Annotated in this window: 18 protein-coding genes; 11 read left to right on the top strand and 7 right to left on the bottom strand. The window is 37.1% G+C overall.

The window, feature by feature from the left end; all coding sequences use genetic code 11:
• Nucleotides 1-61 precede the first annotated feature (61 nt).
• The 4 genes from ACQ96U_RS21110 (at nucleotide 62) to ACQ96U_RS21095 (ending at nucleotide 4,992) form a co-directional block, all read left to right on the top strand.
• Complete coding sequence (locus ACQ96U_RS21110; protein ID WP_431723253.1) at nucleotides 62-1,462, top strand: sigma-54-dependent transcriptional regulator; 1,401 nt, start codon at nucleotides 62-64, stop codon at nucleotides 1,460-1,462.
• A 354-nt stretch (nucleotides 1,463-1,816) separates the two neighbouring features.
• Nucleotides 1,817-2,803, top strand: a complete 987-nt coding sequence (locus ACQ96U_RS21105; RefSeq protein WP_431723252.1) for a TRAP transporter substrate-binding protein — start codon at nucleotides 1,817-1,819, stop codon at nucleotides 2,801-2,803.
• 201 nt (nucleotides 2,804-3,004) lie between these two features.
• A complete protein-coding gene (locus ACQ96U_RS21100) occupies nucleotides 3,005-3,613 on the top strand; it encodes a TRAP transporter small permease (protein WP_431723251.1) in 609 nt (202 codons plus the stop codon).
• A complete protein-coding gene (locus ACQ96U_RS21095; protein ID WP_431723250.1) occupies nucleotides 3,610-4,992 on the top strand; it encodes a TRAP transporter large permease in 1,383 nt (460 codons plus the stop codon). The genes ACQ96U_RS21100 and ACQ96U_RS21095 overlap by 4 nt, the downstream gene beginning before the upstream one ends.
• A gap of 96 nt (nucleotides 4,993-5,088) precedes the next feature.
• Here ACQ96U_RS21095 and ACQ96U_RS21090 read toward each other — a convergent pair whose 3' ends face one another.
• Nucleotides 5,089-5,439 (bottom strand): hypothetical protein, encoded by a 351-nt coding sequence (locus ACQ96U_RS21090; RefSeq protein ID WP_431723249.1) that lies wholly within the window; start codon nucleotides 5,437-5,439, stop codon nucleotides 5,089-5,091.
• Nucleotides 5,440-5,626: 187 nt separating this feature from the next.
• Here ACQ96U_RS21090 and ACQ96U_RS21085 point away from each other — a divergent pair, with 187 nt between their 5' ends.
• Nucleotides 5,627-6,787: a phage tail protein gene (locus ACQ96U_RS21085; RefSeq protein ID WP_431723248.1), complete on the top strand. Its 1,161-nt coding sequence runs from the start codon at nucleotides 5,627-5,629 to the stop codon at nucleotides 6,785-6,787.
• Nucleotides 6,788-6,868: 81 nt separating this feature from the next.
• Here the strand turns inward: ACQ96U_RS21085 and ACQ96U_RS21080 are convergent, their stop codons facing one another.
• The 3 genes from ACQ96U_RS21080 to ACQ96U_RS21070 all read right to left on the bottom strand — a co-directional run bounded on the left by ACQ96U_RS21080 (nucleotide 6,869) and on the right by ACQ96U_RS21070 (nucleotide 8,192).
• Nucleotides 6,869-7,528: a VOC family protein gene (locus tag ACQ96U_RS21080; protein WP_431723247.1), complete on the bottom strand. Its 660-nt coding sequence runs from the start codon at nucleotides 7,526-7,528 to the stop codon at nucleotides 6,869-6,871.
• Nucleotides 7,529-7,751: 223 nt separating this feature from the next.
• On the bottom strand, nucleotides 7,752-7,925 hold the full coding sequence (locus ACQ96U_RS21075; protein WP_431723246.1) for a hypothetical protein: 174 nt from the start codon (nucleotides 7,923-7,925) through the stop codon (nucleotides 7,752-7,754).
• Nucleotides 7,926-7,976: 51 nt separating this feature from the next.
• Nucleotides 7,977-8,192 carry a hypothetical protein gene (locus ACQ96U_RS21070; protein WP_431723245.1) on the bottom strand — a complete coding sequence of 72 codons (216 nt, stop codon included), beginning with the start codon at nucleotides 8,190-8,192 and terminating at the stop codon, nucleotides 7,977-7,979.
• A 178-nt stretch (nucleotides 8,193-8,370) separates the two neighbouring features.
• Between ACQ96U_RS21070 and ACQ96U_RS21065 the strand changes: the two genes are divergently transcribed.
• Complete coding sequence (locus ACQ96U_RS21065; protein ID WP_431723244.1) at nucleotides 8,371-8,736, top strand: VOC family protein; 366 nt, start codon at nucleotides 8,371-8,373, stop codon at nucleotides 8,734-8,736.
• A gap of 216 nt (nucleotides 8,737-8,952) precedes the next feature.
• Here the strand turns inward: ACQ96U_RS21065 and ACQ96U_RS21060 are convergent, their stop codons facing one another.
• Nucleotides 8,953-9,762, bottom strand: coding sequence for a pentapeptide repeat-containing protein (locus ACQ96U_RS21060; RefSeq protein WP_431723243.1), 810 nt, complete (start codon nucleotides 9,760-9,762; stop codon nucleotides 8,953-8,955).
• A 623-nt stretch (nucleotides 9,763-10,385) separates the two neighbouring features.
• Nucleotides 10,386-10,724 (bottom strand): PEGA domain-containing protein, encoded by a 339-nt coding sequence (locus tag ACQ96U_RS21055; protein WP_431723242.1) that lies wholly within the window; start codon nucleotides 10,722-10,724, stop codon nucleotides 10,386-10,388.
• Between the two features lie 738 nt (nucleotides 10,725-11,462).
• Here ACQ96U_RS21055 and ACQ96U_RS21050 point away from each other — a divergent pair.
• Nucleotides 11,463-12,797 carry an RCC1 domain-containing protein gene (locus ACQ96U_RS21050; protein WP_431723241.1) on the top strand — a complete coding sequence of 445 codons (1,335 nt, stop codon included), beginning with the start codon at nucleotides 11,463-11,465 and terminating at the stop codon, nucleotides 12,795-12,797.
• Nucleotides 12,798-12,920: 123 nt separating this feature from the next.
• Here the strand turns inward: ACQ96U_RS21050 and ACQ96U_RS21045 are convergent, their stop codons facing one another.
• Complete coding sequence (locus tag ACQ96U_RS21045) at nucleotides 12,921-13,841, bottom strand: diguanylate cyclase domain-containing protein (RefSeq protein ID WP_431723240.1); 921 nt, start codon at nucleotides 13,839-13,841, stop codon at nucleotides 12,921-12,923.
• A gap of 986 nt (nucleotides 13,842-14,827) precedes the next feature.
• On the opposite strand from ACQ96U_RS21045, the gene ACQ96U_RS21040 reads away from it, so the two are divergent.
• From ACQ96U_RS21040 to ACQ96U_RS21025, 4 genes are all read left to right on the top strand, one after another.
• Nucleotides 14,828-15,772 carry an ABC transporter ATP-binding protein gene (locus ACQ96U_RS21040; RefSeq protein ID WP_431723239.1) on the top strand — a complete coding sequence of 315 codons (945 nt, stop codon included), beginning with the start codon at nucleotides 14,828-14,830 and terminating at the stop codon, nucleotides 15,770-15,772.
• Entirely contained in the window at nucleotides 15,772-16,506 is a 735-nt protein-coding gene (locus ACQ96U_RS21035; RefSeq protein ID WP_431723238.1) for an ABC transporter permease subunit, read from the top strand. Before ACQ96U_RS21040 ends, ACQ96U_RS21035 begins: the two co-directional genes overlap by 1 nt.
• 11 nt (nucleotides 16,507-16,517) lie before the next feature.
• Nucleotides 16,518-18,593 carry a Gldg family protein gene (locus tag ACQ96U_RS21030; RefSeq protein WP_431723237.1) on the top strand — a complete coding sequence of 692 codons (2,076 nt, stop codon included), beginning with the start codon at nucleotides 16,518-16,520 and terminating at the stop codon, nucleotides 18,591-18,593.
• Between the two features lie 100 nt (nucleotides 18,594-18,693).
• Nucleotides 18,694-19,428 (top strand): substrate-binding periplasmic protein, encoded by a 735-nt coding sequence (locus ACQ96U_RS21025; RefSeq protein WP_431723236.1) that lies wholly within the window; start codon nucleotides 18,694-18,696, stop codon nucleotides 19,426-19,428.
• Nucleotides 19,429-19,433 lie beyond the last annotated feature (5 nt).

Genomic DNA, 19,433 nt, shown 5'->3' with positions numbered 1-19,433 from the left:
GTATTCCTGAGGAAGCAAACTGTTGTAAAAAAATAAGTGAAATGTAGTAGAGAATTATTATATGGAAAGTAGTCTGACCCATAATTACTCCACATCGCCAAGCGATATGCTTAATCAGATTTTTTTTATTGATGATGATGAAGATATTCGTGTTGTTGTCGAGCAAACTTTAACCTTAGCGGATATAAATGTAAGGTGTTTTGCAACCGCTCAAGAGTGTTTATCATTAGTTCACGAAAACTGGCATGGGGTAATAGTCACGGATTTGCACATGCCAGACATGGATGGTATGACGGTATTTAGGAAGTTAAATCAGTTAGATTCTGAATTGCCTGTTATCCTATTGACTGGACATGGAGATATCAGTACAGCCATTGAAGCCATTCGGGCTGGAGTATACGATTATATAGAAAAGCCATTTACTCAAACACATTTTGTTGAAGTCATCCGTAGAGCTGTAGAAAAGCGCAGTCTGACTCTGGAAAACAGGGCATTAAGGGAAGAAATATCTGCGCAGGGTGGCCCAGGTCCTCGTATTCTGGGTAATACACCTGCAATCAAGCAACTTCGTCGCTTAGTACAACAAGTGCTTGATGCACCAGCTGATATTTTACTACAAGGTGAAACAGGAGGTGGTAAAGAACTTATTGCCCGCTTTTTACATGAACATAGTATCAGGCAGACCTGTCCTTTTGTTGCGATTAACTGTGGGGCGTTACCAGAAGCGTTAATTGAAAGTGAGTTATTTGGCCATATTCAAGGTGCATTTACGGGGGCAAACAAAAGTCGAAAAGGAAAATTTGAATATGCAAATGGTGGTACTTTATTTTTAGATGAAATTGAAAGCATGCCAGTTAACTTACAAGTGAAACTTTTGCGTGTTTTAGAAGAGCGGCATGTTGAACGGCTAGGTACCAATGAGTTAATACCTGTTGATATACGTGTGATTGCGGCAACTAAAGATGACTTAAAAAAACGATCAGAAGAAGGCTCATTCCGGCTTGATTTATATTATCGTCTGAATGTCGTAACAATCAATATCCCTCCCTTAAGAGACCGAAAAGAAGATATTTTACTACTGTTCCAACATTTTTCTTCGATTGCTAGTGCACGTTTTGGTCACGAGGTTATCCCTCTTTCACTTGCTCAGCGACAAGCGTTATTAAATCATGATTGGCCAGGTAATGTTCGGGAATTAAGGAATATTGCTGAGCGCTACGTATTATTAGGTGAAAGTGGCGAATTTGATATTAATGGATGGAGCACCGTATCATCTAATTTAATGGATTCAGAAAAGTTATCTACGAAGGTAGAGGCTTATGAACGGGCATTATTAGAGGATGCCTTGATTCGCCATCAAGGACGCCTTAAAACCGTTATGGATGAATTGGGGCTAGCGCGTAAGACGCTTTATGATAAATTAAAAAAATATAGCTTGAATCGCGCTGACTACTCGCTATAAAACTAAAAGCATCCAATATTTAATTTGTGTAGTAAATAACTCATGTTTAGTAAGCATATATCCACAGGGAAGGGTATAGTGAGTTGCGGTAAACGAAGACAGAAATAAATGGGTGGAACTCCACCCATTGACATGTCTTTGATGTGTCATTTTCCATGCATTATCTCTCCTCTTTATTTTTAACTATCTGATATTAAAGGATTTATTATTTTGGCGCGAGGTTTGCCTATTCAATACGTTGTCATGTGAATAAGGCATGATAACCCCATGCAATAAGATGTACTTTAGTACATGGATATCATGGTGAGTAAGCTTATGAGCAATAAACTTAGATAATAATAAAGAGGGAGTAACATGCGTAAACTAATAACAACAATGTGCTTTATCTTTTCTATCGTTGCTGGTGCATTGAGTGCAGCCCCAATTGAAATTAAATTCTCTCATGTCGTTGCAGAAAATACGCCTAAGGGAAAGATGGCCATTCGTTTTAAAAAACTCGTTGAACAACGTTTACCTGGAAAAGTTAAGGTAAGTGTCTTTCCTAATGCTCAATTATTCAATGATGATAGAGTATTGGAAGCAATAATCTTAGGGGATGTGCAACTCGCAGCACCTTCTTTATCCAAACTAGAAACGTATACAAAAAAATTTCAAATATTTGATTTGCCTTTTTTGTTTGATGATATGCAGGCTGTAGATCGTTTTCAACAGAGCAAAGAGGGCCAAAAACTACTGGCTAGTCTAGAAAGTAAAGGATTAACGGGTTTAGGGTATTTACATAATGGTATGAAACAATTGTCGGCTAATGATCCACTTTTTGCACCTGCTGATGCCAAAGGAAAGAAATTCCGAATAATGGCATCTGACGTGTTAGCAGCACAATTTCAGGTGGTTAATGCACACCCTGTGAAAAAACCTTTTTCAGAAGTATTTACTTTATTACAGACAAAAGCCATTGATGGGCAGGAAAATACTTGGTCGAATATTTATTCGAAAAAGTTTTTTGAAGTACAGTCGCACATAACAGAAACAGATCATGGTGTGCTTGACTATATTGTTGTTACATCAAAAGAATTCTGGTCAGGATTACCCGATGAAATTCGTCCTATTGTCGAAAAAAGCCTGCAAGAAGCGATTGACTATGGAAATAAAGTTGCTTTGGAAAAAGATGAGCAAGATAAGCTAGCGATTATTACCAGTAAAAAATCAAAAGTCATAGAACTCTCATCTGCTCAGCGTCAACAATGGAAACAGGCAATGGCACCCGTATGGAAGGAATTTCAAGATGAAATTGGTGCAGACCTGATTAAAGCAGCCCAAGAAGCGAACCAAGTTAATTAATACTAAATATTTAAACGTACTAGTGGTACATGTGTAATGTAGGATTGCTCATGGGCCACTAGGGAAAATGTATATTAAATAATTGTTACCTAAAATAGTAAAAAATACTCACAGCGAACGCTATTTTAACGTTAGCGTGTCATAAATAGTGTGGCTAACAAATAAATACATTCGTGAAAGGTAGATAAAAGGGGAAATAGCATGTTTGGGCATTACCTTGCTATTGTTGAGGCAGCCATTATTCGACTGTTATTAGTGAGTATGACACTTCTGGTTTTTTTAGAAGTCATTCTTCGTTTTGTGTTTAATACTGGTTGGTTATGGATGGAAGAAGTGACCTTATATTTAGGGGCATGGTTTGTATTGTTTGGGGTTTCCTATGGTTTAAAAGTAGGAGCCCATATTGGTGTAGATGCATTAGTACGCCTATTTCCCAGTGCAGTACGTCGCTGGATTTCAGTGTTAGCTGTGATAGGGTGTTTGTTTTACTGCGGTGTTTTATTATACGGCAGTTGGATTTACTTGGGTAAATTAAAATTAATCGGTCTGACCATGGAAGATATTCCACTTCCCAAGTGGCAGGCGATGAGTATTTTATTTGGTGGTTTTGTACTATTAGCACTTAGGTTAATGTCATTACTATGGATGTTGCTTACCCGTCAAGTTGACAGTTTTGAGTTACTAGATGAAGCTGAAGAAAGCTTGGCATTAGCACAAGAACAAGAACAAGAAGAATCCAAATCTGATCAGACAAAGTCCCCTGGAGTCATGGTGACATCACACGTTTCATCTGTGGGGAATAGATTATGACTACTGCAACTTTATTTTTGGTACTTTTACTATGTATGTTGACAGGAATGCCAATTGCATTGGCATTAGGGATTGCGAGTGTTTCAACGATATTATTATTTTCTAATGACTCCTTAGCATCGATTGCACTTAAGATATTTGAGTCAACTTCTAGCCATTATACGTTGCTAGCCATTCCATTTTTTATTTTATCATCCGTTTTTTTATCTACGGGTGGTGTTGCTAAACGACTTATTAATTTTGCCGTAGCGGGTGTGGGTCATGTTCGTGGTGGTTTGGCTATGGCATCGGTGGTTGCTTGTATGCTATTTGCGGCCGTTTCCGGCTCATCACCTGCTACAGTAGCAGCAATTGGTAGTATTGTTATTGCAGGTATGGTTCGCTCTGGGTATTCGCAATCCTTTGCCGCTGGTGTTATTGCGAATGCTGGCACTTTAGGTATATTAATTCCACCTTCTATTGTTATGCTGGTATATGCTGCTGCAACGGAGGTATCTGCAACACGGATGTTTATGGCAGGATTGATACCAGGTTTGCTTATGGGTGGAATATTATTAGTTGCAATTTATTTGTTTGCTCGAAAACGTCGTTATCCTTCACAACCTTTCCCTGGTTGGCGGACACTTGCTAAAACCGGCTTAGTGGCCACAGGAGGTTTATTTCTTATTGTGTTGGTATTAGGCGTTATCTATGGTGGTGTAGCCAGTCCAACTGAAGCTGCCGCTGTAGCTGCTGTGTATGCTTTTTTGATTGCGGTCATTGGTTATCGTGATATGGGCCCATTAAGAAATACACCATGGCGTTATCAAGACGAAAAAATAGTTCGTGCTGTGGTCAGAAATACTTGGCAAATTACCTGGGCAATACCACGTTCATTTTTTGATCGTGAAGTGAATAATGTGGTTATGGATGCTGCAAAAGTAAGTTTGATGCTGTTGTTTATTATTGCTAACGCAATGTTGTTTGCACATGTATTGACGACTGAACGCATTCCGCATGCTATTGCAGAAACAATAGTGAGTATGGGGCTTCCTCCATGGGCTTTTTTACTGGTGGTTAACTTATTACTACTTGCTGCGGGTAATTTTATGGAGCCTTCAGCTATAGTATTGATTATGGCACCAATCCTGTTTCCAATTGCCACCCAGTTAGGTATCGACCCCATTCACTTAGGCATTATTATGGTAGTGAACATGGAAATAGGCATGTTAACGCCTCCCGTTGGGCTAAACTTATTTGTGACTGCTGGTATTACTCAACAAAGTATAGGTTGGGTTATCAAGGCTGCATTACCGTGGCTAGGGCTATTGTTGTTATTTTTAGGATTGGTAACCTATATTCCTGCTATTTCATTATTTTTGCCTGAGTTACTAAACTAAAGTATTTTTAACACAATGTGTTTAAGGAAGTCTGGCTGCTGAAGAAAACCAGCAGTCAGAAGAAGATGAACATGGTATTGCGCATAAGCTTTATACTTAATTATTTACCCATTTAACATTTGTATTTTTAAGACCTAAGCCCTGTTTGAATTTTGCAGGGAACTCTAATGAAGGCTTTCCTGCCCATCCACGTTCAAGGTATAAATTATAGCCATCACCTGACTTTTCGTAACGCACTGCTGAAAGCCATATACCATCCCAGTCGCCAAGAAACTCAAGCTCTTTAAGGGTTGTAGGGTATACTCCGTTTCTTAACTTATGTAACTCAATAATTGAGATAGCTGATACAAAATTTTGTTTACCAAAAGCCGCATCAGCACCTGGAACCTCAAAATCACAGCCTGACAGCACAAAAATGACAAGTATCGCAAGTATTTTTTTTAGCAAAACAACCTCTATTTGTAGTAACTAATATATTCTGATCGTTAATTATGTACTTAAAACGTGTTGTAAATATACTAAGGTGTATATTATTTGCACAAAAAAAGATGAAAAATTTCACCTGATGCCCTTTTTTGAAAAAGGAGATAATCATTTTAACGAATAATTTTGTATGATAATTTTATAGTAAACCATGATGAAACAATATTACAACTTACTCACAAAGACAGGTAAAGCAAAATTAACCAATGCCGCATTACTTGGTGGTACCTTAAAGCTCACTAAAATAAAAGTAGGTGATGGTGATGCTGATGAAGGCAAAGAAACATTTCCAAGTGAGTCAGCAACGGACTTAGTAAGGGAACGTTGGTCTGGTAACTTAACAAACCTCTATATTGATCCTCATAATAAAAATTGGGTTGTTGCTGAGGCTATTATTCCTGTGGATGTTGGCGGTTTTTATGTAACAGAATTTGGGTTGTATGATGATCAAGGAGATCTGATTTGTATTGGTAAATACCCAAGTACTTATAAGCCATTAATTCCACAAGGTAATGGTACAGCAAATAGCTTATTTTTAAAAGTTATACTACAAGTGGCAAATGCCGGCAATATTGATTTGAAAGTAGATCTGTCCATTGCGATGGCATCACGAGAGTATGTTGATGAAAATTTTGTATCCAAATCTGGTGGTATATTTAATGGGGATATTGGTGTTGCAGGTGAAATTTATACAGGGATAAATCATGATAAACGTGTTTACCATGAAGGCCATAAGCCAACCAAGTTTGATGTTGGGTTAGGTAACTTACCAAATGTTAAATCTGATGCAATAAGTGATAATAGTTCTGATAAGCTGGCAACGGTTAAAGCTGTCAAGACTATTAATGATAAAATTAACAAACATCAAAATACAGTAGACCCTCACTCACAATACTTAAATAAGTCTGATCAAGCTACGGATGAAGAACTCGTTATTGGAGAGGTAGATGGAAAATATATTTCTCCAAGAAAACTGAGGTTTGGTTTTAGTGTTTCATTAAAACAGAATGGGTTTATCACCTTTCCATCTTGGCTAGGAGGAATAATTTTTCAATGGGGAAAATTAGATTTTATTGTTAAAGATAACACATATCTTGCTACAACCAAATTTCCAATTACATTTCCCAAAGAAGTATTTACTGTTGTTGCGACAGGTTGTAATGTAGATACAATGAGTGAGGGAGTGGAGATGAATATAGGAATTAAATTTTATAATACTGAATTAGTCAATTTCTTTATGAGTCGAGTCAGAGGAACAAACTCTAGTGGCCATGAAAAATCATCACTAAGGTATATTAGTATTGGCCACTAAGTTTTAAGTATATTGGTGGATTTTTAGGCCTATTTATGAATTGTTACTGTGTTGTATTACCCTTGTTATAATACATTGATTTTACCATTTAAAAATAAGGGGAAGGGTGGGCATAAAATTATGTGACTTCTTACAAGTTTCCTTATCAAACCCAATTTCAATTAGATGCTTATCCGCTTTTATAATTTCAATTCCATTAGTATTATTTGCGTGAGTAGCGGGATCGGAATACGTTTCGGCTGGAATATAAATGCGCATTGAAGTTATTTCTTTAAAACCAACAGAATGTTCCATTGGTTGACGCTTTGTATCAAACTGTTGGTCAGGCCTTGAGGAAAAGGATAAGAAAAACCACATAGGCTCAGTGATTGGAGCCACTCCAATATCAACTTTTAATGTTTCAGGTAGGTATGTTGGTCTATATTCCCAGCTTTTAAAAGGAACTGCTTTGTTGGTAGTGTTAGATTCCGGCCTAAAACAAATACCAAAAGGAGAGGCTGTTGATTTGTGACTAACAAACCTTTCGGAGAGTTGTGTAGGTTTAGTTATATCATTATTAATTTCATTAGGGTTATCTAAATATAAAAACTCAATAAAGGCATTATGGAAAAAGAACCTGCGATTGGCTGTTCCTTGACCTGGGTGTTTATTCGATGTGCCTTCTGTTAAACCAAAGACTTTTAGTTTCTCAGCCTCTGGTGCTCGAGAACTAACACAGATAAAAATATGATCAAACTCCATATTACGCCCTTAATTAGATAATAGGTATACACTCTATCTGAAGTGTAGCAATTTAGCTAGATTGGTTAACAAATCTATGAGTAATTATATTTTCTGAGTATCAGATCAAATCTTTACTTCTAGATTTGACATTGATTCTTATCGCGGGGTTATTACGATTAGAGACTAGATGATTTTATAAACGCATTAAGTAGAATTCTTTAAGGATTATTTAATTACATTGCTACTCAATAGGAATACCAAACAAAGCTCTAATCAGCAGCCATAGAATATCAATAATACTTCCTACTATTTTAACAAAAAAATCAGCGATATATAGGAAGAGTGCTATTGTCGCTACTAAAACAACAAAAATAACGACACCTACCCAAATCCAGATTCTATGTTTCTTGTCCATGCGGACTAGCCTGTTTTACATTAATTTGCTGAAAACTCGGTGAGGTAGAAATTATTCTAAATTTTTTATCACAAGTTGACTGACACTTAAGTGAGGAAATTTCTTACGAATCATAGCAACAGCTTCTTTAAAAGCAATTTCTGCATAAACAGTCCACTGACCTGACTCATCAATAATCTCTACATCATAAAAGGTTTCGTGAAGAAATCCATCGATGGCTTTATACTCCTCTTTTGCATTTGCAAGCTCGACATCGAATAAAGCCATCTTTTACCTCTTCAAGTACAATCTTTACTAGGAAGTATAGCTAAGTTAGCAAAAATGGCACCAATTTGACTGAAGTAGTGCTTTTTGATTGCAGTTTAGAAAAAATTTGATATGAAGGTTAGGTTAGTACCTAGCAGCTTCTGATAAAAAGTTAGACAAACAAAATGTTGGAGAAGTCATGATTGATTACTTTGAAATCAAAATCAGGAATTTTGAGCAATGTGTAGAGTTTTACCGTTGTGTACTTGATCCTCTTGATATTGAGCCTAAATGGTCAAGTGAGTCAGCTGCTGGATATGGACAAATTAATGATGATGAGCGTATTTTATTCTTGATTGAGAAAGACTCTCCTTCTTCCAACCTCCATATTGCCTTCAAGGCGGCCAATGAGTCAAAAGTAAAAGCGTTCCATAATGTAGGGTATAAAAATGGCTACCAATGCAATGGTAAGCCAGGATTACGACTTAAGTATGTTCCAGGCTACTATGCTGCTTTTCTTTATGATCCTGATGGGAATAACATTGAAGCTGTTTATCGCCAATAGGTCTTTTGATGTATTAATATCAAAACTAAAAAAAGGGTAAGCCTCATAAGAAGCTTACCTATAAACTGCGTGATTGCGTCATTAGGATCAAGACGTTAGCACTATAAATTATTTATCTATACAAACCTGTTAAGAGTCAGTAGCAGTGTTTTGAAAGTTATCTTAGCACTATTAGACAAATATCTTTCTAAAGTGAAATATAAGGCTACTTAGGCCCTAGTTACACTCCCCAGGATTTGAGCCTTCTTTTAGACAAAAGCCAATTGATCCCTCATAGCATAGCTCTCCATCCACCCAGGTTGCACCACAAAAGTTTGCCTGGTCTAGATTAGCACCTTCAAGGTTGGCTGATGTTAAATTGGCACCACGAAAATCAGCTTCAGATAAATTAGCACTTGATAGATTTGCATAGCTAAAATCTGAATTTATCAACTGGGCGTGCCATAGATTGGCATTACTGAAATTTGCATAGCTGTAATTTGATGAGCCTGCTTCAGCTCCCTCAACCGAAGCATGACTAAAGTTTGCATATTTGAAATCAGTTTCAGCCATCATTGTATAGCTTAAGTTTGCGTTTTGTAAGTTCGCAGCAGAAAAGTCAGCAAAAAATAAGGAGGCACCAGTTAAATCGCTATTTGATAGATTTGTTTGAATTAATTTAGCGCTAGAAAGGTTTACTACATTCAATGTTGAGTTTTCTAAATTAGCAAAAGAAAAATTGGTGTCTTGAGCTTCTACATAATATAGAGTTATCCCCTTCATGTTGGCAAATCTAAGATCAGCATTATTTAGATAAACGCCATACATATTAGCATTAGTGAGGTTAGCATGAGTTAATGTCACGTTATTGAAATCTTTTCGAGGAATACTGCTTCCTTGCGTTAAGTCTGCGTCACTAAGGTCACATTTTGAAAGATTTTTAACACTGTTTATGGCACTTTCGTAGCATATTGGGTCAAAAGCATTTGCAAATGATGATAAGCCTAACAAACTAAAAAAGGCTAAAGCTGATTTATTAATTAACATAATCCTTGTCCTCCGAGATCCATCAAGAAAACATCATAGGTTGATATTTCCCACACCTATGAAGGATGAGTCTTTAAATTTGACTTGAGAAAACTTAGCAGACCCATTAGACATGAAATAGAGTGTTTGCTGCAAGCCCTAAAATCAATATGGAAAAGTCAAAAATATTATGGGGGAACCCCTATCGAAAATTGGTCTATTTTTAACCGATAAAAATGAGAGGGGCGACTATTTTTGTTGAAGAATGATAATGTTTATTAGGTCAGGCATTGGTAAAAAAACTGCTATGGAGTTTCTATCGATGTCACAGGTTATAGGGCTTTTGATTCATATTTATATGCTAATTATTTATGATTGATGAAAAAGATAAGATGCGAAAGAATTTGCTTGTTAGTATTGTTAAATTAATAAATCTGTGGTGAGACGAAAAAAATTAGTATAGGGTTAGCTGATGAATAGAAAGTACCAATTTTCTTATGAAAGTTGGGCTTGCTTTGAATATTTGTTATTCATTGAAGAGTAGAAAAAGCAACTGTTCTCAATATGGTATTTAATTTGACTGGAGAAGAAAATTTTTCATGAAGGCATTAGGAGTGAACATCCATGTTATATTATTTATTTTGTTATAAATCTTTGGATTCCATTTCAAATGTATAGTTGTCTGGGTAACCTAAAGACCAAAGAAATGGTGCTAATAAAAAGAAACCTCCTATAATAGGTCCTACTTGGGCTTCCTCTTTACTTATTTTTACATGTTTATCTTTATAGCCATCCTTTTTCAGTGTTACACTTTTAGTTGTGCCTGCAATACTTTTATCTCCATAGTTAAGAGGTGTATTTCCTACATAACTGCCATCCACATAAACTTTTGCTTTAGATGGGTTTGTATCAATCGTAGTATAGCTTGAGCATCCGGTTACAAAAAAGCTTAAAAGTAATATTGTTGATATAACTTTGTTCATTTCTTTTCCTTTTGTGTTGCTAATTAAATCCTTGAATAATAATTCAAGGATGGTTGGTCGAGTTTTACTTTTTTGTTTGAATAAATTATTTGGCTTGTAGATTAAAAAAATATAATGATCTAAATAATTAGATGTCTAAAGTGGTTTGATTGATTTTGGTATGTCAAGGTGTAATGTCTATGTTTTTGTTCGTTTCTAAAAATATGGGAGCAAAATATTGAACTTTAATTTGGTGGTGTTATTTATAGTTAATTTGATTTGTTTAAGCAATAACTTGAATGCATTAAAATGTAACAGGTTGGACAATATTTGGTGCAGTTGTGTAAGGGGGAGTAAAGTGTTGTTTAATCTGGTTTTAATGTTGGATTTTTTGTAATACATTGAAATGGTTGCATTTTTTGTGGTTTTTGAGTTGGTTTTTAAAGGGGGTGTTGTATCTTTTGATGCTATAAAAAGACTTTTATAGTAACCAGTATTCTTTAATGTATCCGTTTGGTAATGTATTAGATAAAATATATGTTTTATGGGTTATGAGTTTTTAAATTTATTAAAATATTAGTTGGTTTTTTAAGGTTTGAAAAGAACGAGTGTTCTAGTGAAGAGATTTTTTCTATCTTTTAAGTAGAACTAACTATGTTTTTAGTATGGAAATCTATTATATAAATTAGGATTAAAAGTCCATGCCAGTGCTAAACAATAGTTGCTGGCTTTATAAAAATTTATCGTGAAGTGAGTAAAATGCGTATGAGGAAAGGATTGATTTTAAGTGCATTGTTTTTATCTATAAGTCAAGGTGTTAATGCAAGTGCCTTTTATGAAAATCAAAGTGTTGAAGAGCATAAGGCTAAATCGTCATCTTTAGCTGGAACTAAGTTAATTTTTTCAAATAATTATGCTTTTGCTGTTCTTAAAAAGGATGGAACAGTCTTGACTTGGGGAGATGCTAAGTTTGGTGGCGATGCAAGTCAGGTACAAGACCAATTAAATGAAGTCAGCTCAATTTATTCTAACCTAAATGGTTTTGCTGCTATCAAAGTTGATGGCAGTGTAGTTACTTGGGGCAATGGTTTGGCAGTAGAGACGTCTAATGTTCAAGCTATAAAAACAACTGCAAGGGCGTTTGCTGCCTTAAAAAATGATGGAACTGTTGTAACTTGGGGAAGTGCTTATAGCGGAGGTGACACAGAATTAGTTCAAAATCAACTGACTCAAGTAAAGTCAATTAGTGCTACGGATAGTGCTTTCGCCGCTTTAAGACAAGATGGAACTGTTGTCACTTGGGAATCGCCTATCGGCAGGCAGAACTATGGTGGTGACTCTAGCCAGGTTCAAGATCAGTTGCACTCAGTTCAATCGATTGCATCAACAGAAGGAGCCTTTGCTGCACTTAGGCAAGATGGGACAGTTGTAACATGGGGTAATAAACAGCATGGAGCTGATTCAAGCCAAGTTGGTGGCGAGCTTAATAATGTTAAGTCATTGTATTCCACTGGGTATACCTTTGCTGCCTTAAAATATGACGGAACGGTAGTCACTTGGGGAAGAAATAAATATCAAGGACGGAATGCATATGGTGGAGATTCCAGTGATGTGCAATACATGCTAAATCAAGTTGAATCTATTTACACTACTGAATATGCATTTGCTGCACTAAGAAAAGATGGAACAGTTGTGAGTTGGGGAGAGAATAGCACTTACGATTTAAGTGATATTCATCAACAGTTGAATCAGGTACAACAAGTTATTTCGTCTAGACATGCATTTGCAGCACTTAAAAAAGATGGAAGCGTTGTTACTTGGGGGAGTTATAATTTCGGCGGTACTTCTGATTATGTTCAAGGTAACCTTAAACAGATTCAATCTCTATATGCAACCAAGAATGCTTTTGCAGCGATTAAAAGTGATGGTGAATTAATCATTTGGGGAGGGGGATATCGGGATGAAAATAAACTGATTATTAACAATGTAGAAAAGGTTGCTTCATCTGAAGAAGGCTTTGCAATCACAAAACGTGATGGCTCTGTATTTGTTGCAAAATGTAACGAATATGTGTGTACTACTTTTAACCCATAACTGATTTTAAGTGATGAGACAACCCCAGTTTAAAGCTGGGGTTTTGGGTTAGTTTCTTCTGGAATTACAATAAAAATTCACTGACAGTGCTTTCATAAAATGAGTCAATCATTGTGAGAATAACTATGATAACTTGTTAGGTAGTACTTTGCTGTAGTTGAGTTCGTGATGCCTATTTATATTCACACATTGAATTTGATAACTTAATTTATAATCACTTTTTAAGTTAAACTCAGCTGTTAAGGTTGATACTTTGTATAAATAGCGACTAATACTATTAGGCTGTAAACTGGAAATAAGTACTCCAAATATATTGCCTGAAAGTCTTCCGATGGCATAAACATTATGAGAACAATTTAGTAATAAATTCGAAAAGCTAACTAAGGCTTTATCCCCTTCATTGTAGCCGTAACGTTGGTTGATTTCGCTTAATGAAGATAGAGTAAATAAAATAAGTTGAATATTTGAACTATTCTGTTCAAGGTTTGTTACAAGGAAAGCTAGTTTATCAAAACCACTTAAATTTGAAATTCCTGTGAGTTCATCTGTATCTTGAAACTGTGGTGACGAAAGCTCCTTCTCAACGATATCTCCTAATAACGTTAGAAGCTTTGTATTTGATTGACAAAAGGATCGTGGGGTTTGGTCAATAATGCAGAGTGTACCTATTCGATATCCATTAGGCATTTCTAATGGTACTCCGGCATAAAAGCGAATGAATGGTTTAGAGGTTACTAAAGGATTATCATAAAAACGCTTATCTTCATGGGTATCAGGTACTATGAGAAGTTTATCTGTAAGAATGCAGTGAGCACAAAAAGAAATAATTCTGTTAGTTTCTTTTATTGATAAGCCAACTTTGGATTTAAACCACTGTCTTTTTTCATCAACAAGCGTAACAAGGGCGATAGGTACATTAAAAATTAAACTTGCAAATCTGGTATAGCGATCAATTCGTTCTTCTGCTTTGCTATCTAAGATGTTCAAAGCATAAAGCGTTGCAAGTCTGTCTTTTTCGTCAAAAGGAAAAGGTGGTGAAATCATTTCACTCCTTGGAGGTTGTTTAAACTAATATAAACAAAAAATTGCTCTTTATTTAAAAATAATTTGTGTGCACCCGTAGATTATTAATCTGTGTTAAAATAAATATAAACTCTTTTTGAGATTATATAGTCTTTTTTAAGGTTTTTTATTTAATAAGATACAGGGTGTGTAATCGCCATTTTTATGGGAATTGTTTCATCCATAATCTTCCTGTATTTTGGTCTCATATCGCTAGAGATACTTCTTTATCATGAATATAAAAGCCTCTTTGAAAAAAATTGGTCATCTTCTTTATCGGCATGCTTGACCCAAACAATATATACAATAAAAGTTCTACCAGGGACTCCTCATTTAATAGCTTGCCTACCTCATGAAGGTAATGTTGCTATCACTAGTCTTAACAGGTCATGCTATCCCAACCGCTATTCTAACTTCACTACAAAACCTTCTTATGGATAGATGTTCATATTATTGTCATTATTATCCGCTTGTTGGATGAACCGATAGTGGGTTATCTATTTTAGTCTTGGCTAGCATCTAATTAAAACCTTACAAGGTATATGAGAGATTTCTAATGTGTGGTTTGTTTTTTTGTAAGCGGATATATGACATTTATGAGGGAGAAATCTAAAATGTTAACGGTCTATACTGGAGCATTCATGAGACCAGTGTTGGGACGCTTTTGTTAAAATGTCACTATTTGACCGGTAAAGTGTTTGTCTCATTAGCGCTTTGAGGCTTAATCTTTCAGTAAAGAGAAGGAAAGCTCTTTATGTTCTCTAGTCTTCTATACCACTAGTGAAGGGTATACAAAGGCTATAACTTCTTCTCTGCTGTGGCCTCCTACAGGTTGTGACATGCATGAAATCACGGTAAGTGTTACTTTTGTGAACAGTATGAGTTACTTGAAAAATTCATCTTAGCCAACATATTAGGTTCCGTCTTTAAGGAATCGAACTGTTTATTACAAGACAAGTTGCAAGCTTATGATCAAGATCGAGCACCTTAGCAAAAACTTTGACTACTTTGAGGCAGTCAAAGATATTTCATTCTCAGTAACCCCTGGTGAAGTATTGGGCTTTTTGGGACCCAATGGTGCAGGGAAGTCGACGACCATGAAAATGATTTGCGGTTTTTTAACGCCCACAAAAGGCGCTATATCCGTCTTTGAACATGATGTAGTTAAAGACCCACTAGCCGCTAAGCAATTAATTGGCTACTTGCCTGAGGGGGCACCGGCTTATGCTGATATGACGACACTACAATTCTTGAGATTTATTGGTGAAATTCGCGGGTTTAAAGGTAAGGAGCTTCAGCAGCGTATTGAAAAAGTTGTTGAAGAATTAGCTTTACACAGTGTGCTTACCCGTCGTATTGAAAACTTATCCAAAGGCTTTAAGCGTAGAGTTGGTATTGCTCAGGCGATACTGCATGATCCAAAAGTGTTGATTTTAGACGAGCCTACTGATGGTCTGGACCCAAACCAAAAGCATCAGGTTCGTAATCTGATTCGCAATTTATCCAAAGATAAGATTGTAATTATTTCAACACATATCTTGGAAGAGGTGAGTGCTGTATGTAACCGGGCCATTATTATTGCCAAAGGTGAGCTGGTTGCAGATGGTAAGCCCGCTGAGTTGGAAGCCCGTTCACGCTATCACCATGCTGTCACACTGCAGGTGGATACTGCTAATGATGTATTAAATGATCTGGCTGCATTAGATGCGGTAGCAGAAGTTGAGGTCAGTCCTGAGAGCACCAGGCGATTCACGCTGATTCCTAAGTCAGGTGCTGAAGTTTTCCCAGGTGTAAATAAACTAATTCAAGATAAAGATTGGGTGGTTGAACAACTCTTTGTTGAACGTGGTCGGCTTGATGATGTCTTTCGCAATGTCACCATGAAAGAGTCACAGGCAGAGGAGGTTGCCTGATGGGCAAAGTAGGCATTATTTTTAGACGTGAATTGGGCAGTTATTTTGCCACGCCATTGGCGTATATTTTTATTGTGATTTTTTTATTGCTCACCAGTGTTTTTACCTTTTACATTGGTGGTTTTTATGAGCGACGACAAGCCGACTTGTTGCCTTTTTTTGATTTCCACCCGTGGTTGTATTTATTTTTAATACCCGCTATTGCTATGCGTTTATGGGCAGAAGAACGTAAGTCAGGCACATTGGAGTTGTTATTAACGTTGCCTATAACCTTGAGGGATGCCGTACTCTCTAAGTTTTTAGCAGCATGGGCGTTTACCGGCATTGCCTTGGTACTGACATTTCCTATTTGGATCACTGTGAACGTGCTGGGTAATCCTGATAATGGTGTCATTATTGCCAGCTATTTAGGTAGTTGGTTGATGGCGGGTGCTTTCCTGGCGATTGGCTCCTGTATGTCTGCATTGACGAGTAATCAGGTCATTGCTTTTATTCTCACCGTTGTCGTGTGTTTTATCTTTGTGGTAGCAGGTTCTGCTTTAGTACTGGACTTTTTCCAGTCTTGGGCGCCAACAGTATTGCTTGATACGATTGCTTCTTTAAGCTTTCTGACGCACTTTACTGCAATTAGTAAAGGTGTGCTCGATTTACGTGACTTGTTGTATTTCCTGATTATGATTGCCGCCTGGTTATTTGCAACCGCAGTCATTATTGATATGAAAAAAGCAGATTAAGGAGTGGAAAAATGACCAGGAAACTCTTTTCTCGTGCAGGTTTATTGATTTTGGCAATATCAGTATTACTGTTGGTATTGTTGATAAATAATGTGATCAAAAACTGGCGGGCAGATTTAACCGAAGACAATTTATATACGCTATCTGATGGTACCCATAATATGCTGCGTAATTTGCAGCAGCCTGTTAAGTTGGAATTATTTTTCTCTAATAAGCTGACTAAGGACTTGCCACGACTACGTAGTTACGCCAAGCGAGTGCGTGAATTATTGGAAGAATATTCGCTTATCGCTGGTGATAATCTTAACTTTGAAATTATCGATCCTGAACCTTTTTCTGAAGCTGAAGATAAAGCGGCAGAATATGGGTTACAAGCAATACCAACCAGTGCTGGCGGTCCTGAAGTTTATTTTGGTTTAGCGGCGACAGGTGATTCCGGTAATCAGGAAGTGATTGAATTTTTCCAGCTGGATAAAGAAGAATTTCTTGAGTACGACATCAGTAAACTGATTTATGCGGCGAGCCAAAAAGAAAAACCAAAACTGGCTCTGGTCGCAGGTCTTCAGGTAGACGGTGGGTTTAACCCCATGACACGCCAGCCTTCACAACCTTGGGTCGCTGTTTCCCAGTTAGATATGTTATTTAACGTTGAACGATTGGGACTCGATTTTAATAAAATCGGTGATGATGTTGATTTATTGATTGTTATCCACCCGAAGGATATTTCTGATGATGCGCAATATGCTATTGATCAGTATGTATTGGCTGGTGGTAATGCGTTGATATTTGTTGACCCTGTTGCCAGCCAGGATACTGGTGGGGGCGGTATGATGGCTTTTGGTCCTAAAGCCTCTAACCTGGAAGCTTTATTTAAGGCATGGGGATTAATCATGACCAAAGATAAAGTCATAGGGGATGCTAAACATGCGCTATCAATCAGTCAAGGTCAAGGTCAGCGTCCTGCACGTCATTTAGGTATTGTTGGTTATGGCAAAGAGAATTTCGCTAAAGACGAAGTGGTTATGGCTGATTTGGAAGTCATTAACTTTGCTACCGCTGGCGCTTTAGAGCCTATTGAAGGTGCAACAACAACATTTACACCCTTGATCCAATCCAGTGATCAGGCCATGTTGATTGATGCAAGTAAGTTTGCCTTTTTGCAGAATCCAAGCACGTTGTTTAATGACTTTAAACCAACGGGTGAGCATTATACTGTGGCTGCACGTATTCAAGGCCCGGTCAAAACAGCGTTTCCTGATGGACCTCCAGAGAAAAAAGAAGAGCAGGATGAGGCGGACAATGCTGATGCAACGGGTGATGCAGAAAGTGAAACAATGGCTAAGGCAGATGATAAGGCGGCAGCTGAAAATACGTCTATTGATGAAGCTGCCAAAGCCGATAAGCAAAAAACTGAAGAAGTGGCTGCTGCTGGCGTAAATGCTAAGGCCAATACAACAGATGAAGCTAAAGAGCAGAATGAAGCAGAAGACAAAGAGGAAGAAGTATTATTCCCGGATCCATTAACAGCTTCAAAAGATGATATTAACGTGGTGGTTATTGCTGATACGGATGTATTAGGTGATCCATTATGGGTAAGTGTTCGCCAGTTTTTTGGACAAACATTTGCGCAGCCTTTTGCGGGTAATGGCGATCTGTTTATTAACTCAGTAGATAATATGCTTGGTAATGCAGACTTAATCAGTATCCGTGGCCGTGGACAGTTCTCTCGTCCATTTGATCTGGTTGATGCCATTGAGCGTGAAGCGGAAGATAAATTCCGTGAAAAAGAACGTGAGTTGCAGAAACAACTGGAAGAAACAGAAAGTAAATTATCTGAGTTACAATCTTCAAAGGATGGAGAAGAAAAGCTCACCTTAAGCCCAGAGCAAAAGCAGGCGTTAGAACAGTTCCAAGCTGAGAAGTTACGTATCCGTAAAGACTTACGAGAAGTGCAACATCAGCTAGGGCAGGATATTGAAGAATTGGGCACTTTGATCAAGCTGCTTAATATCCTATCTATACCACTATTGCTCACACTACTGTTATTGGGTAATCACTATATCCAACGTCGTCGACACATGGCTTAGCGTATACTTATAGAAGACCATTTAATTTTGCGAGTTTAAACCCAGCCATTGTGCTGGGTTTTTTATAGTTGAGTTTAAGACTTCTAAGATAGGTATCGTCATGTTTAAGATGGAACGATGGCAGATCGTTTTCCTGTGTTTTTTTGTGATACTCATAAATGAGGCACTAGCTGCAGAACCATTGGTGTTGGTGACATTGGATGATCAGGATAAAAATCATGTACGTTTAATGAAGCAAGTATTAGTGGATGCCTATGCTGAACTTGATATGGAGATCGATTTGAGGCTGCTCCCTAATAAACGTTCACTTGAAGCGGTTAACTCAGGGTTAGCTGATGGTGAAGGAGGCCGTATTGCAGGTATGGAAAAAGTTTATCCAAATCTAGTAATGGTGCCTGAGCCTTTGTTTAGTTTGAAAGTGCTTGTTTATACAAAAATGCTTGAGTTTAAAGTAAAGGGGTGGAATAGCTTAAAACCCTATCGGATAGGTGTGTTAAGAGGAGCAAAATACGCAGAGCATGGCACGGAAGGTATGGATCGTGTGTTGTTAGGCTCATACGGTACACAACTATTTAAAGCACTTGATGCTGGTAGAATTGATGTGGTCGCAATGCATGAATCGAATAATTTAGCGCTTTCTGGTGTTAAAGGCGTAAAAATACTTCAACCACCTCTACAGGAAATCATTCTTTTTCACTACTTAAATAAAAAACATCAGAAATTAATACCTGCATTAGCGTGTGCAATCAAAAAAGTAAAAAAAACAATTAATAAAAAAGTTGAGGGTAATTTAGACGAAAACTGTCAGGGAATGATGGGTGAAAATGAAAAGTAAGTTTG

Source organism: Zooshikella sp. RANM57 (genome assembly GCF_050749885.1).
Classification (GTDB): Bacteria; Pseudomonadota; Gammaproteobacteria; order Pseudomonadales; family Zooshikellaceae; genus Zooshikella.
Note: the sequence above shows the minus strand (reverse complement) of the source record. Positions and strands in the feature narration are given on the sequence as shown.

Bases quoted from the DNA above. Each gene is read 5' to 3' on its own strand.
- ACQ96U_RS21110 (WP_431723253.1), top strand. From the start codon at position 62: ATGGAAAGTAGTCTGACCCATAATTACTCCACATCGCCAAGCGATATG.
- ACQ96U_RS21105 (WP_431723252.1), top strand. From the start codon at position 1,817: ATGCGTAAACTAATAACAACAATGTGCTTTATCTTTTCTATCGTTGCT.
- ACQ96U_RS21100 (WP_431723251.1), top strand. From the start codon at position 3,005: ATGTTTGGGCATTACCTTGCTATTGTTGAGGCAGCCATTATTCGACTG.
- ACQ96U_RS21095 (WP_431723250.1), top strand. From the start codon at position 3,610: ATGACTACTGCAACTTTATTTTTGGTACTTTTACTATGTATGTTGACA.
- ACQ96U_RS21085 (WP_431723248.1), top strand. From the start codon at position 5,627: ATGATGAAACAATATTACAACTTACTCACAAAGACAGGTAAAGCAAAA.
- ACQ96U_RS21080 (WP_431723247.1), bottom strand. From the start codon at position 7,528: ATGGAGTTTGATCATATTTTTATCTGTGTTAGTTCTCGAGCACCAGAG.
- ACQ96U_RS21075 (WP_431723246.1), bottom strand. From the start codon at position 7,925: ATGGACAAGAAACATAGAATCTGGATTTGGGTAGGTGTCGTTATTTTT.
- ACQ96U_RS21070 (WP_431723245.1), bottom strand. From the start codon at position 8,192: ATGGCTTTATTCGATGTCGAGCTTGCAAATGCAAAAGAGGAGTATAAA.
- ACQ96U_RS21065 (WP_431723244.1), top strand. From the start codon at position 8,371: ATGATTGATTACTTTGAAATCAAAATCAGGAATTTTGAGCAATGTGTA.
- ACQ96U_RS21060 (WP_431723243.1), bottom strand. From the start codon at position 9,762: ATGTTAATTAATAAATCAGCTTTAGCCTTTTTTAGTTTGTTAGGCTTA.
- ACQ96U_RS21055 (WP_431723242.1), bottom strand. From the start codon at position 10,724: ATGAACAAAGTTATATCAACAATATTACTTTTAAGCTTTTTTGTAACC.
- ACQ96U_RS21050 (WP_431723241.1), top strand. From the start codon at position 11,463: ATGCGTATGAGGAAAGGATTGATTTTAAGTGCATTGTTTTTATCTATA.
- ACQ96U_RS21045 (WP_431723240.1), bottom strand. From the start codon at position 13,841: ATGATTTCACCACCTTTTCCTTTTGACGAAAAAGACAGACTTGCAACG.
- ACQ96U_RS21040 (WP_431723239.1), top strand. From the start codon at position 14,828: ATGATCAAGATCGAGCACCTTAGCAAAAACTTTGACTACTTTGAGGCA.
- ACQ96U_RS21035 (WP_431723238.1), top strand. From the start codon at position 15,772: ATGGGCAAAGTAGGCATTATTTTTAGACGTGAATTGGGCAGTTATTTT.
- ACQ96U_RS21030 (WP_431723237.1), top strand. From the start codon at position 16,518: ATGACCAGGAAACTCTTTTCTCGTGCAGGTTTATTGATTTTGGCAATA.
- ACQ96U_RS21025 (WP_431723236.1), top strand. From the start codon at position 18,694: ATGTTTAAGATGGAACGATGGCAGATCGTTTTCCTGTGTTTTTTTGTG.